Source organism: Pseudomonas sp. UBA6699 (assembly GCF_002454615.1).
In the GTDB taxonomy this organism is placed as follows: domain Bacteria; phylum Pseudomonadota; class Gammaproteobacteria; order Pseudomonadales; family Pseudomonadaceae; genus Aquipseudomonas; species Aquipseudomonas juntendi.
In genome coordinates, this window is sequence record NZ_DKJF01000076.1 from 24,374 (window position 1) to 38,742 (window position 14,369).

General features: G+C 64.9%; 11 protein-coding genes. 9 read left to right on the forward strand and 2 right to left on the reverse strand.

Annotated features, from left to right (window positions below):
• The first annotated feature begins 59 nt into the window (after positions 1–59).
• From B3361_RS14410 to B3361_RS14450, 9 genes are all read left to right on the forward strand, one after another.
• Positions 60–578 (forward strand): Hcp family type VI secretion system effector, encoded by a 519-nt coding sequence (locus tag B3361_RS14410; protein ID WP_029887856.1) that lies wholly within the window; start codon positions 60–62, stop codon positions 576–578.
• A gap of 94 nt (positions 579–672) precedes the next feature.
• Positions 673–1,770, forward strand: a complete 1,098-nt coding sequence (gene tssA, locus B3361_RS14415) for a type VI secretion system protein TssA (protein WP_054904743.1) — start codon at positions 673–675, stop codon at positions 1,768–1,770.
• Between the two features lie 57 nt (positions 1,771–1,827).
• The gene (locus B3361_RS14420) at positions 1,828–4,344 is read left to right on the forward strand and encodes an excinuclease ABC subunit UvrA (protein ID WP_054904744.1); all 2,517 of its coding nucleotides are present in this window, start codon (positions 1,828–1,830) and stop codon (positions 4,342–4,344) included.
• Between the two features lie 100 nt (positions 4,345–4,444).
• Positions 4,445–4,954 (forward strand): sigma-70 family RNA polymerase sigma factor, encoded by a 510-nt coding sequence (locus tag B3361_RS14425; RefSeq protein ID WP_009686728.1) that lies wholly within the window; start codon positions 4,445–4,447, stop codon positions 4,952–4,954.
• Complete coding sequence (locus B3361_RS14430; protein ID WP_054904745.1) at positions 4,951–5,916, forward strand: FecR domain-containing protein; 966 nt, start codon at positions 4,951–4,953, stop codon at positions 5,914–5,916. Before B3361_RS14425 ends, B3361_RS14430 begins: the two co-directional genes overlap by 4 nt.
• A gap of 112 nt (positions 5,917–6,028) precedes the next feature.
• Positions 6,029–8,431, forward strand: a complete 2,403-nt coding sequence (locus B3361_RS14435; RefSeq protein ID WP_054904746.1) for a TonB-dependent receptor — start codon at positions 6,029–6,031, stop codon at positions 8,429–8,431.
• Positions 8,432–8,644: 213 nt separating this feature from the next.
• Positions 8,645–10,294 carry an MFS transporter gene (locus B3361_RS14440; RefSeq protein ID WP_286920263.1) on the forward strand — a complete coding sequence of 550 codons (1,650 nt, stop codon included), beginning with the start codon at positions 8,645–8,647 and terminating at the stop codon, positions 10,292–10,294.
• A complete protein-coding gene (locus B3361_RS14445; RefSeq protein ID WP_054904747.1) occupies positions 10,291–11,424 on the forward strand; it encodes an HlyD family secretion protein in 1,134 nt (377 codons plus the stop codon). Before B3361_RS14440 ends, B3361_RS14445 begins: the two co-directional genes overlap by 4 nt.
• 326 nt (positions 11,425–11,750) lie before the next feature.
• Positions 11,751–13,046 (forward strand): MFS transporter, encoded by a 1,296-nt coding sequence (locus tag B3361_RS14450; RefSeq protein WP_009686723.1) that lies wholly within the window; start codon positions 11,751–11,753, stop codon positions 13,044–13,046.
• Positions 13,047–13,075: 29 nt separating this feature from the next.
• Here B3361_RS14450 and madM read toward each other — a convergent pair whose 3' ends face one another.
• Positions 13,076–13,840 carry a malonate transporter subunit MadM gene (gene madM / locus B3361_RS14455; RefSeq protein WP_054904748.1) on the reverse strand — a complete coding sequence of 255 codons (765 nt, stop codon included), beginning with the start codon at positions 13,838–13,840 and terminating at the stop codon, positions 13,076–13,078.
• A gap of 2 nt (positions 13,841–13,842) precedes the next feature.
• Complete coding sequence (madL, locus tag B3361_RS14460) at positions 13,843–14,265, reverse strand: malonate transporter subunit MadL (RefSeq protein WP_054904749.1); 423 nt, start codon at positions 14,263–14,265, stop codon at positions 13,843–13,845.
• Between the last annotated feature and the right edge of the window lie 104 nt (positions 14,266–14,369).

Consider the following 14,369-nt stretch of genomic DNA (forward strand, 5'->3'; position numbering starts at 1 on the left):
GTGAAAAACCAAGGGTCGCATGAGCAACCCTTTACCAGTTGTTAATGGAGAGTTTCACAATGGCATTTGACGCGTATATCCAAATCGACGGCATCCCAGGCGAAGTACTGGACGAAAAGCACAAGGACTGGATCGAAGTGCTGGGCTACGAGTACGGCGCCACCCAGGCGACCTCGGCGACTGCCAGCTCCTCGGGCGGCGCGTCGTCCGAGCGTGTTGCCCTGAGCGACTTCAAGATCCGCAAATCGGTCGACAAGGCATCGGCCAAACTGTTCGAGCACTGCTGCACCGGCAAACACATTGCCAAGCTGAAGCTCAACGTCAACCGCGCCGGTGGTGACAAGGTCACCTACCTGACCATCGACATGGAAGAAGTCGTGGTGTCGTCGGTCAGGTTCGTTGCCGGTGGCAACCAGGCCGGTGAAGACAAGGCGGTCAGCGACCTGCCGATCGAAGAAATCACCTTCAACTTCGCCCGCATCAAAACCACCTACACCCAGCAGAACCGTACCGACGGCCAGGCCGGCGGCAACATCGTCGGTGGCTGGGACCGCACCGCGAACAAAGTCTTCGCCTGATTACCTGCATGCCCAGGGCCGCTTCAGCGGCCCATCCTTCACAGCGTGCCAGCCAGCCTGGCACGCTGTTCACTAGCCAGAACCTGAGTGCTTTATGCCTGACATTCTCAATGACCTTTCGCTGGCCGCACTGGTCGCACCCATCGAAGGTGGCAGTGGCGAAGACTTGAGCTTCTCTGCGTTGTTCGACCAGATCAAGGAGGCGCGCCGGGCCGACCCGGACTACCTGACCCAGGGCGACTGGCAAACCGATTTGAAAACCGCCGACTGGGAGCAGGTGATCAACTTGTCTGCCCAGGGCCTCGCCCAACACAGCAAGGACCTGATGCTGGCAGCCTGGCTCAGCGAAGGCCTGGCCCAGCGCGCGCACTTCGAAGGCATCACCTTCGGCCTGGTACTGACTGAACAGTTGCTGCAGGCGTTCTGGGAAAACTTGTACCCAACTCTCGAAGAGGGCCTTGACGAGCGAGCGGCCCGGTTGTCCTGGCTCAAGAGCACACTCACCGACATCGCCGGTGGCTTGCCCATCACCCAAGGGCAGAATTTTGGCGTGTTGCGTTACGACGAATCACGTCTTGTGGAAAACCTGGCCCTGCGCGACACCAAGGCCATGCAGACTGCATTGAACGAAGGCAAGATCAACGCCGAGATATTCCAGCGCTCGGTGGCGCTGTCCGACACCGAATACCTGCGCAACAAGGCGCTGCAGATCAACGACAGTCTGCAAGCCTGCAAACGCCTGCAGGCCACTGCGGAGCAACTGTTCGGCCACGAGGCACCGAGCTTTGCCAGCCTCGCCGACATGCTGACCCGGGCCAGCCAGCTGGCTGAAAAACTGCTGAAAGACCGTGGTGTCGAGCTGCAGCCGCCAGCCCCCGTGGTCGACGAACCCGAAGCCAGCGTCGCCCCCGTCGAACAGGCAGGTGAAGCCATGAACACTCCCGCCCAGCCCACTGCCCCTGCGCCCATGCGTACCACCCCGCTGACCCGGGACGAAGCCTTCAGCATGCTGGCCGGCATCGCTCAGTTTTTCAAACAGACTGAACCGCAAAGCCCGGTGCCGTATCTGATAGAACGTGCCATCAAGTGGGGCAACATGCCGCTGGAAGGCTGGCTGAGCGATGTGATCAAAGACAGCAATGTGGTGGACAACATTCGCGACGTACTTGGCACCCGCGAACCGAAACCCTGACCCACGTCAGCGACTATGCTGCTACCGTGAGCTTCCCGTACCGCCAAGGAAAGCGCCATGCCGCCACGTTCCACTCCCCCCACCGGTTTCGTTCGTGTCCGTGGTGCCCGCGAGCACAACCTGAAAAACATCGACGTGGATATTCCGCGCGATGCGCTGGTGGTGTTCACCGGGGTGTCCGGCTCGGGGAAATCCTCCCTGGCGTTCTCCACCCTGTACGCCGAAGCCCAGCGCCGCTATTTCGAATCGGTGGCACCCTACGCGCGGCGCCTGATCGACCAGGTGGGTGTGCCGGATGTGGATGCCATCGAAGGCCTGCCCCCGGCAGTTGCCTTGCAACAGCAACGGGGCACACCAAGCGCCCGTTCTTCGGTAGGCAGCGTGACCACATTGTCCAGCTCCATCCGCATGCTCTATTCACGCGCGGGGCAGTACCCGGCAGGCCAGGCCATGCTGTACGCCGAGGACTTTTCGCCGAACACCCCGCAGGGTGCCTGCCCGCAGTGCCACGGCCTGGGCCGCGTCTACGAGGTGAGCGAGGCGACCATGGTGCCCGACCCGTCACTGACCATCCGCGAACGCGCGATCGCGGCCTGGCCAATGGCCTGGCAAGGGCAGAACCTGCGCGACATCCTGGTCACGTTGGGGTATGACGTGGACATACCCTGGCGCGACCTGCCCCAGGCCCAGCGCGACTGGATCCTGTTCACTGAAGAAACGCCCACCGCACCGGTCTATGCCGGCCTGACCCCGGCGCAAACCCGCCAGGCCCTCAAGCGCAAGCTGGAGCCCAGCTACCAGGGCACTTTCATGGGTGCCCGGCGCTATGTCATGCATACCTTCATGCATTCGCAAAGTGCACAGATGCGCAAGCGCGTCGCCCGGTACATGCGCCCCAGCGCCTGCCCGCTGTGCCACGGCAAACGCCTGAAGCGTGAAGCGTTGGGCGTGACCTTTGCCGGGCTGGACATCGCCGAGCTGTCGCAGTTGCCGCTGCAAGCGCTGGCCGAGGTGCTGCGCAAGGTCGCGGCAGCGGGCTACCTGGAGCCACAGCAAAGCCAGCTGACCCTGGAAAAGCGCCTGGCCGCGCAGCGCATCGCCCATGAGCTGCTGGAGCGCATCGACACCCTGCTCGAACTGGGCCTGGGCTACCTGGCCCTGGAGCGCAGCACGCCCACCTTGTCATCTGGCGAACTGCAACGCCTGCGCCTGGCCACCCAGCTGAATTCGCAGCTTTTCGGCGTGATCTACGTACTCGACGAACCCTCGGCCGGGCTGCACCCGGCCGACAGTGAAGCGCTGTTCCAGGCACTGCAACGGCTGAAGCAGGCGGGCAACTCGGTGTATGTGGTGGAGCACGACCTGGACACCATGCGCCGGGCCGACTGGCTGGTGGATGTAGGCCCCGCCGCCGGCGAGCACGGGGGTAGCATCCTGTACAGCGGGCCCCCGGCGGGGCTGGCCAAGGTCGAGCAGTCCTGCACCCGCGCCTACCTGTTCGGCGCCCAGGCCCAGGCCCCACGTGCGCCACGCCAGCCCCGTGGCTGGCTGAAGCTGGAATGCATCAGCCGCAACAACCTCGACAACCTCAGCGCGGCATTTGCGCTGGGCTGCTTTACGGCGGTAACGGGTATTTCCGGTTCGGGCAAGTCGAGCCTGGTCAGCCAGGCCCTGCTGGAGCTGGTGGGCGCGCACCTGGGCCATGCCGGGCAAGGCGACGAGCCTGAGGAGCAGAGCCTGGAAGACGAACCGCAACAGACCAGCAGCGGCCATGTCAGCGCCGGGCTCGAGGCTATCAAGCGCCTGGTGCAGGTAGACCAGAAGCCGATCGGGCGCACGCCGCGCTCCAACCTGGCGACCTACACCGGGTTGTTCGACCATGTACGCAAGCTGTTTGCCGCCACCGAACAAGCCAAGGCGCAGGGCTTTGACGCCGGGCGCTTTTCCTTCAACGTGGCCAAGGGCCGCTGCGCCAATTGCGAAGGCGAGGGTTTCGTCAGCGTCGAGTTGCTGTTCATGCCCAGCGTGTACGCACCCTGCCCGACCTGCCACGGTGCGCGCTACAACCCCGAAACCCTGGCGGTCAGCTGGCAAGGCATGAACATTGCGCAAGTGCTGCAACTGACCGTCGACCAGGCCCTGCAGGTGTTTGCCGAACAGCCGCCGGCACGGCGGTGCCTGCAGGTGCTGCAAGACATCGGCCTGGGTTACCTGCGCCTGGGCCAGCCAGCCACCGAGCTGTCCGGGGGTGAGGCGCAACGCATCAAGCTGGCGACCGAACTGCAACGCATGGCCCGGGGCGCGACCCTGTACGTGCTGGATGAGCCGACCAATGGCCTGCACCCGCAAGACATCGACCGGCTGCTGGTGCAACTGAACCGCTTGGTCGAGGCTGGGCACAGCGTGGTGGTGGTGGAACATGACATGCGGGTGGTGGCGCAGAGTGACTGGGTGATCGATATTGGGCCAGGTGCCGGGGCTGCCGGGGGCAAGGTGGTGGTCAGCGGAACGCCGCAAGTGGTGGCCAACTGCAAGGAAAGCCGCACGGCGGCGTTTCTGGCCAAGGCATTGTAAGGGCCTGTACCGGCACTTTTGTACATTGCCAGTTCTGCAACCCGGGGCATAGAATGCGATCAATTCCTAATTGCACCTATTTCCCGGAAACCCGCGCCCCATGCCGCCCGCCGACCCCACCCTCAACCTGCAGGTTCAGACGCTGTACACCGAGCACCACGGCTGGCTGCAGGGCTGGCTGGGGCGCAGGCTGGGTAATGCCTGCGATGCGGCCGATCTGGCCCATGACACCTTCCTGCGCCTGCTCAGCCGTCAGGGCAACAGCTATTTCGGCGGTGAGCCTCGGGCATTGCTGACGCACATTGCCAAGGGCCTGGTGATAGACCGCTGGCGTCGCCAGGATGTCGAACGGGCGTATCTGCAGGCCATCGCGCATCTGCCCGAACCCGAAGTGCCGTCGGCCGAGACCCGCTGGATGATCCTCGAAACGCTGTACCGCATCGATGCCATGCTGCGCGAGTTGCCGGCGCGGGTTCGCCACGTATTCCTGCTGTCGCAACTGGACGGGCTGACCTACGCGCAAATCGCCGAACAACTGCAGGTTTCGCTGGTGACCATCAAGCGCGACATGCGCACCGCCTTCCTCGCCTGCCTGAGCATGGACGAATGAGGCCACCTATCGACCCACTGATCCTCGGCGAGGCCGCCGACTGGCTGGTGCAGCTGCAGTCGGGCGCAGCCACCGACGATGACCATCGCGCCGTCCAGGCCTGGTGCCAGCGCAGTAGCCAGCATGCCCTGGCCTGGCAGCGCGCCGAGGCCATCCTCGGTGAGTTTCGCCGCCTGCCTGCGCCGGTTACCGGGGAAACCTTGCGCCGGCTCAGCCGCCAGGGTGCGGTCAGCCGCCGCCAGGCCCTGCAGCGTGTGGGGATGTGGCTGCTGGCGGCACCAGCAGCCTGGATGGCCTGGCGCGAGGCACCCTGGCAGCAATGGGCCGCCGATGCCCGCACGGCGGTTGGCGAACAACGCTCACTGACACTGGCCGACGGCAGCCACGTACTGTTGAACACCCACACCGCCATCGATATCCGCTTCGATGCCCGGCAACGCCGTATCGCCTTGCTGGCAGGTGAAGTGCTCGTGACCAGCGCCAACGACCCGGCAACCCCGCCGCGCCCGCTGGTGGTGACCACCCCGCAGGGCCATGCGCGGGCGCTGGGCTCGCGCTTCAGCGTACGTATCGACGGCGCACTGACCCGGGTAGCGGTGTTGCAGGGCACCATCGCCAACCGCCCGCTGCACGCCGCCGCCAGCGTGCAGCTCAAGGCGGGCGAGCGCACCGCGTTCGATGCCGACCGGGTACTGCCCGCCACCCCGCTGGAAAACGGCGACCTGGCCTGGGAACACGGCATGCTGCTGGCGCGCGACATGCGCCTGGCCGACCTGTTGCAGGAGCTGGGCCGCTACCGCCCGGGCGTGCTGCGTTGCCACCCGGCGGTGCGCGGCCTGAAAGTGTCTGGCGCCTTTCCGGTGACCGATACCGATGCCAGCCTGCGGTTGCTGGCCGACACCTTGCCGGTAACTGTCCAGGGCCTGACTCGCTACTGGGTGACGGTCGAGCCCGTGAGCTGACCCGGGCTCAGCGCACACGGGAATCAACGACAGGCTTTTTGATACCTTTTCCGGCGTCGTCCGGTGATCAGTGCAGAACCTCCCTTTTCTGCACCTACAGGACCCTCGCCCAATGCCCCATTTGCCTTTCAAGGCACTGAGCCTTGCCATCGCCATGGCCGCCCTGGCACCAGCGGCGATCGCTGCCGACGCCACCACCCGCGACTATCACCTGGCCGCTGGCCCACTGGCCGATGTGCTGGCACGCTTCGCCGCCAATGCCGGGGTGCCCTTGTCATTCGACCCGGCGCTGCTTCAGGGCAGGCAAAGCCAGGGCCTGCAGGGCAGTTTCAGTGTGCCGGAGGGTTTTGCTCGCCTGCTGGCCGGCAGTGGCTACAGCCTGATCAGCACCGGCAGCGGGGGCTACACCCTGGCGCCGGCAGTGGACCTGGGCAGTGCCCTGGAGCTGGGCGCCACCACCATCAACAGCAACCTGGCCGCCAGCGGCGATACCTGGCAAGGCGGCCAGGTGGCGCGTAGCGCACGCCTGGGTGTGCTTGGTGAACAGCCGACCAGCGATGTACCGTTCAGCGTCACCAGCTACACCGCCAAGACCATTGCCGATCAACAGGCGCGTACCCTGGGTGATGTGTTGCTCAATGACGCGGCAGTGCGCCAGTCGGCAGGCTTTGGCAATTTCTCGCAGGTGTTCACCATCCGCGGGCTGCCACTGAGCACTGACGACATCAGCTACAACGGCCTGTACGGCGTGCTACCGCGGCAGATCATCACCACCGAAGCACTCGAGCGCGTCGAGGTGTTCAAGGGCCCGAACGCCTTTCTGAACGGCGTCGCCCCCCAGGGCAGCGGTATTGGCGGTGCGGTCAACCTGGTTCCCAAGCGTGCCGCAGACACGCCAACCCGCCACGTCAGCCTCGATTATGCCACCGGCGCCAATGTCGGCGGCCACCTGGACCTGGGCCAACGGTTTGGTGAAGACAACCGCTTCGGCGCCCGTATCAACCTGGCCCAGCATGACGGCGGCACGGGTGTGCACGACGAAGCGCAGCACGCCACCTTGGTAGCTGTAGCCCTGGACTACCGGGGCGAACGCCTGCGCCTGTCCACCGACCTGGGTTACCAGAAAGAACGCATCAACCAGGGCCGGGCGGTGATCTACCCAACCGGCAGCAAAGTGCCCCATGCCCCCTCGGCACGCGACAATTACGCCCAACCGTGGACCTGGTCACAGCTGGAAGACACCTACGGCATGCTCAACGCCGAATACGACCTCAACGACAACTGGGTGCTTTATGCCGGTGCCGGGGCCAAGCACACTCGCGAAAACGGCGAATACTCCTCGTTGTACGTCAGCGATGCCAACGGCACTGCGCGGGGTGGCTACCTCTATTCACCACACGATGAGGATAACAAGAGCGCCATGGCCGGCATCAATGGCCAGTTCGCCACGGGGCCGGTCAGCCATCGGCTCAACGTCGGGCTTTCGGGCATGTGGGGCGAACAACGTTCGGCTTACGCCGCAGTTGCTGCTGCAAACCGCTATGCCACCGACCTGTACCACCCGGTCAAGGTGCCGCGCCCGACCAATACGTACACGGGCAGTGACCTGCACGACCCGCGTATCGTGGGCAAGAACCGGGTCAAGAGCGTGGCGCTGTCCGACACCCTTGGTTTTGTGGATGACCGTGTGCTGCTGACCCTGGGCGTGCGCCGGCAATCGATCGGTGTCGACGGCTGGTCTACCGCTAGCGGTGAGCGCAACGCCAACTATGACGAGTCGGTGACCACGCCGGTCTATGGCCTGGTGCTCAAGCCGTGGGAGCATGTGTCGTTCTACGCCAACCGCATCGAGGGCCTGGCACAAGGCCCCACTGCCCCGTCGAGCGTGACCAATGCCAATGAAGTGTTCCCGCCCAGGCGCAGCAAGCAGGTCGAGGCCGGGGTCAAGCTGGACTGGGACAGCTTTGGTGCAACGCTTGGCCTGTACCGCATCGAGCAGCCCAACAGCACCACGTTCCGCAGCGCCGGTGCCGAGCGCGACACCTTCAGCATGGACGGCGAGCAGGTCAACAAAGGGGTGGAATTGAATGTGTTCGGCGAGCCGGTGCTCGGCTTGCGCCTGCTGACCGGTGCAGTGTTCATGCACACCGAGCTCAAGAACACTGCCAATGGCGCCAACGACGGCAACCGTGCGCCGGGCGTGCCGCGCTTCCAGTACAACCTGGGCGCGGACTGGGACGTTCCAGGCATCGCCGGCGCGGCATTGAATGCGCGGGTGTTGCGTACCGGCGGCCAGTACGTCAATGCCAGCAACAGCCTGAACATCCCGGCCTGGACCCGGGTCGACCTCGGCGCACGTTACCGTTTCAAGCTGGATGAGCAGTGGGTGACCTTGCGGGCCAACCTGGAGAACGTCGCCAACAAGGCCTATTGGGCGTCGGCCTCGACCACCAACAACTACCTGACCCAAGGCACGCCACGGGTGCTGCGCTTGTCCGCCAGCGTAGACTTCTGACGCCCCCGTCAGCCAGCAGCCCCGGCCCTTTAGCGGGTAAACCCGCTCCCTTGTGGGAGCGGGCGTGCCCGCGAACACCGGCGCAGCCGGTGCCAGCCACCGCGTCGGGTTCGGTGCCACCCGCGAATACAGTGCTACCGGCAACGCACAATATGCTCAAAACCAAAGCCTGCACCTAGCAGCACCAAGCGCCGCTCAAGTACAGTCTGCCCCATGGACAAATACGCCCCACACGCGTGGCTACCCCACGAAAAACCCACCCTGCCAGGCTCCCCTTCCACGCCTTTGCATTCGCCAGCCAAACGCCTGGCGTATGGCGTGGTCGGCCTGCTGGTAGCCATTACCGGTGGCTTGGGCAACGCGCTGGTCACCGCCAACCTGATGTTCCTGCAAGGCGCGCTAGGTGCAACCACGGCGGAAATGGCCTGGCTGCCAGCGGCCTACGTGATGACCAACGTGTCCATGAACCTGCTGTTGGTGAAATTCCGCCAACAATTCGGCTTGCGCGCCTTCACCGAGGTGTTCCTGGTCCTATACATCCTGGTCACCTTCGCCCACCTGCTGGTCAACGACCTCAACTCGGCCATCGCCGTGCGCGCGGCCCACGGCATGGTGGGGGCGGCGCTCAGCTCGCTGGGGCTGTACTACATGATCCAGGCCTTCCCCGCCCAGTGGCGGTTGAAGGCCATGGTACTGGGCCTGGGCGCTTCGCAGCTGGCATTACCCTTGGCGCGGATCTTTTCCGAAGACTTGCTGCAGATAGCCGAATGGCGCGGGCTGTACCTGTTCGAGCTCGGCCTGGCCCTGGCGGCACTGGGCTGTGTCCTGCTGCTCAAGCTACCGCCCGGTGACCGCTTCAAAACCTTCGAGCCACTGGATTTCCTGACCTTCACCCTGATGGCCAGCGGTACCGCCCTGCTTTGTGCCGTGCTGTCGCTGGGGCGCATCGACTGGTGGCTGGAGGCCCCATGGCTCGGCGTGGCGCTGGCGGCATCGATTGCGCTGATGCTCAGCGGCCTGGCCATCGAACACAACCGCCGCAACCCGTTGCTGATGACCCGCTGGCTTGGCAGTGGCGCCATCATCCGTCTGGCCCTGTGCGTGGTGCTGATCCGCATGGTCACCTCGGAGCAATCCACAGGCGCGGTAGGCTTCCTGCAGGCCTTGAACATGAGCAGCGAGCAGATGCGCAGCCTGTACTGGATCATGCTGCTGGGTGCCGTGGCGGGCCTGGCCAGCAGTGCCCTGACCATAAACCCCAACCACCTGATCATCCCGCTGTTCGTGTCCTTGCTGGCCATGGCCGTCGGTGCATTCATCGACAGCGGTTCCAGCAACCTCACGCGCCCGGCACAAATGTACTTCAGCCAGTTTCTGCTGGCCTTTGGCAGTACCTTCTTCCTGGGGCCGTCGATGGCCCTGGGTATCAGCCATGTGCGCGCCAACCCCCGTAACCTGGTCAGCTTTTCGGTGCTGTTCGGCATCTGCAACAACGTCGGCGGCCTGGTTGGCGCGGCACTGCTCGGCACCTTCCAGACCTGGCGGGAGAAGTTCCACTCCAGCCACCTGATGGACCACCTGAGTTATTTGGAACCACTGGTCAATGCCCGCGTACAAAGCGGTGCAGCAGCCTACAGTGGCATCCTTGCCGACCCGGCCCTGCGCACCGAAGCCGGCATGCGCCTGCTGGCCACGGCCGCCAGCCGCGAAGCCAATGTCATGGCCTACAACGATGTGTTCGTACTGATCGGCAGCATCGCCATACTGACCATGATCTGGATCTGCATCCGTAGCACCTGGCTCTGGTACTCGAAACGCCAGGCCACCACCACCGACTCCACCCCCGGCGTGCCCACCCGATGACCGACGACACCCGTACCACGACCACCACCGCCATCGCCGAAACCCCGGAAGGCACAACGCCGCCCAGCGAGCCGGGTAGCCCGGTACGCACGCGGCGGGTGCGGTTGCTGTCCTCGATCTGCTTTGCCGCCGTGGCCCTGGCAGGTGTTCTGCTGGTGCTGTATGCCTGGCGCCTGCCGCCCTTCAGCAGTGCCATCGAAAGCACCGAAAACGCCCTGGTGCGCGGGCAGGTCACCCTGATCGGCCCCCAGCTCAGTGGTTACATCGTCGACGTGCCCGTGCACGATTTCCAGTTCGTCAAGGCCGGCGACCTGCTGGTGCAACTGGACGACCGTATCTACAAGCAGCGCCTGGCCCAGGCCCTCGCCCAGTTGCAGCAGCAACAGGCAGCCCTGGCCAACAACCTGCAACAGCGCAAGAGCGCCGAAGCCACCATTGCCCAGCGCCAGGCCGCCATTGGCGATGCCCAGGCCCAGGCGGCCAAAGCCAAGGCCGACCTGCGCCGTAATCAGGCGCTGGTCAGCGACGGCTCGGTTTCCCGCAGTGAACTGGACGTGACCCGCGCCAACGAGGCAGCTGCCGTCGCCAGCCTAGCCCAGGCCAAGGCCGCGCTGGAAATCGCCCGCCAGGACCGGGAGACCGTGGTGGTCAACCGGGCTGCGCTCGAAGCGGCCGTGGAAAACGCCAAGGCCGCCGTGGAGCTGGCGCGCATCGACCTCGACAACACCCGGGTTACCGCCCCGCGTGACGGCCAACTGGGGCAGATCGGCACCCGCCTGGGTGCTTATGTCAATTCAGGTGCGCAGTTGATGGCGCTGGTGCCCGACACCCTGTGGGTCATCGCCAACATGAAGGAAACCCAGATGGCCAATGTGCGCATCGGCCAACCCGTGAGCTTTACCGTGGACGCGCTGAACCACCTGAAGCTGTACGGGCACGTGCAGCAGATTTCGCCGGCCACCGGTTCGGAGTTCGCCTTGCTGCAGGCTGACAATGCCACCGGCAACTTCGTCAAGATCGCCCAGCGGATACCGGTACGGATCACCGTGGATGCCGGCCAGCCACCCGCTCGGCAGCTGCGGCCGGGGATGTCGGTGGTGGTCAGTATCGATACCCGGGTGCAGCCTTAGCTGCCGGGCGCAGTTGCCTGGCTGCCTGCGGCGTCTCGTCGCAGGGCCAGGCCCCTTGGGCAAACCCTCGCAACCCCGTAGAATCGCGCTTCCTTTTCGCCCGTCGCCGTCAACGGTGGCAACCAGCAGCAATGACAGAGTCCGTGCCTGAACACATGCCCACCATGTGAAATAGGCTCAACCCTCCCCGCCCGGCCCCATCCCCTACGGCCCAGCGGTTGAGTCTTGCCCAGGTCGCATCCGTGCAGCTACTCGCCCCTTGCGGGGTCGAGCCGGTGTGCGCGTCCGAAAAGGCGCTCATTCCGCTCATCCAACCAGAGGTACCTATGTCTCCGCGTTTGCTGGCCATGGCGCTGGCGCCCCTGCTCGGGCTGTTCATCATCGCCCTGGGCAACGGCTTCATGTCTTCCCTCACCACCCTGCGCCTGGGCGCTGCCGGTGAGTCTGCCACCACCATTGGCATCGTTTCGTCGACCTACTTCATCGGTCTCACACTGGGCGCCATCTTCAACGACCGGCTGATCCTGCGCATCGGCCACATTCGCGCCTATACCAGCTTCGCCTCGCTGATTGCCGTGACCATCTTGCTGCAGGGCTTGTTCTACGACGTGACCTGGTGGTCGGTGCTGCGCCTGATCAACGGCTGGGCCGCCGTGGGCGTGTTCCTGGTGATCGAAAGCTGGCTGCTGCTGGCCGGCGACGCGAAAATCCGCGGCCGCCTGCTGGCGCTGTACATGATCGCCTTCTATGGCGCCGGGGTCATCGCCCAGGCCGGCCTGGGGGAGATCACCCAGTTGGGCGATACCGCGCCGTTCATGCTGGCCGGCGTGCTCGCCGCGCTGTCGGTGCTGCCCATCGTGATCCTGCCGCGGGTATCGCCCTTGCTGGAGCAGGTCGAACCCCTCAAGCCCCGGCAGTTGCTGGGCGTGGCCCCCTCGGGCCTGGTGGGTTGCTTCGGCTCGGGCGTCGCCATCGCCGGCATCTATGCCCTGCTGCCGCTGTACCTGCAACGCATCGGCCTGGAGGTGGGCGAAGTCGGCAACATGATGGCCTGGGTCATCCTTGGCGCCATGCTGTTGCAGTACCCGGTCGGGCGCTGGTCGGACCGCAAAGACCGCCTGGACGTACTGCTGGCGCTGGCCGCCTTGTGCGTTGTGCTGTCACTGGTCACGGTGTTCCTGCCCTCGGACTCGTTCCTGCTGCCGGCCATGCTGTTCCTGTTGGGCGGAGGCGTGTTCACCCTGTACCCGGTCGCGGTCAGCCATGCCGCCGACCGCGCACCGTCCGATGCGCTGGTGCCGATGATCCAGGGTTTGCTGCTGATCAACTCACTGGGCTCGGCCATGGCACCGGTGGCCATTTCGCCGATGATGACCGAGTTTGGCGAGGCCGGACTGTTCTGGGCGTTTGCCGTGGTCAACCTGGCGATGCTGTGCTTCTTCATGTGGCGCCGTGGCAAGCGTCCGGCGGCAGAACACCCGGCGCCCTTCGCCGCCTCGACCACGTTCTCGCCCACCGGTGCCGAACTGCGGGTAACCGAAGACCTGATGCATGCCGCGCAAGAGCACCCGCCGCTGGAGCCCGCCGACCCTGCACCGGCTGCCCAGAGCCAGGCCCACTGAGCCAACGGGCTGCCATGCAGCCCGGTTGTCTACCCCACCAACCCTCGCACACAGAAGTACAGGATCGACGGCCCCATCAGGCACCCCAAGCCGGTATGGAACGTGGCGGTCAGTGCCCCATAAGGCACCAGCCGCCGGTCCGTCGCCGCCAACCCGGCGGTCACACCCGACACAGTCCCCGCCAAACCGCCGAACACCATTGCCGAGCGTGGGTTGTCCAGCGCCAGCAAACGGGCCGATACCGGGGTGAATACCATCACCAGAATCGCCTTGATCAAACCGGTGGCGATCGACAGGGCCATCACGTCCGAACTGGCACCCAGCGCCGCGCCGGTCACCGGGCCGACGATGTACGTCACGGCGCCGGCACCAATGGTGGTCATGCTCACCGCGTCGCGGTAACCAAAGGCGTACGCCACGCCCGCCCCGACAATGAATGGCAAGACCGTGCCGAGCAGCAGCGCCACCGCGCCGATCATCCCGGCACGGCGAGCCTCGGTGGCCTGCACCTCGAACGCCGTGGCAACGATGGCGAAGTCGCGCAGCATGGCTCCGCCCATCAGGCCGATGCCGGAAAACAGCGCCATGTCGGCCAGGCCTTTCTGGCCGCCTGTGAGGGTACCGCCCACCCAGGCCAACACCAGCCCGATGACAATGGCGATGGCCGAGCCGTGCACGCGGCCGAAGGTCAGGTACTTGGACAACAACACCGACAGCCACATGATGCCGCCCACCACCGCGAAGGCAGTGATCAAGCCGTTATGTTCCAGGGCATTATCAATGATCGGCCACATGTTCAGCGCCCCCCTGCAGGGGCAGCATGCCCATTGGCCTGGGCTGGTGCCTCGACCGCGGGTAGCGGTTCGCCGCGGTGGCTGCGGCTGATCAGTGCAATGGTCGCACCGCACACCAGCACCGCACCTATTGCAGCCAGCAGCGCCACCGGCCCGCCGTGCAGGGCGGTGACCACGTTCTGTTGCGCCGCCATGGCCACCACGACCGGAATGTACATGGCCCCCCAGAACCCCACACCGAACTCGCACTCCTTGCTCATGCCACCGTGACGGTGCATGTAAAGGCGTGCGCAGATCAGCAGGATCATGGCGATGCCGACCCCGCCTACATTGGATTTGACGCCCAGCAGTACGCCCAGAAAGTCGCCGACGATAACCCCAGCCAGCGTACAGACCGCCAGCAGTGCCACACCATAGATGATCATTGTTGTTGTCCTCAGGTAGTGTCGAAGTTGCTTGTTGTTGTTCTTCGCCATCGGTAAACCCGCAAGCGCCGCACTGGCTTCATTGGCGGGCGTAGCCCGTGCCA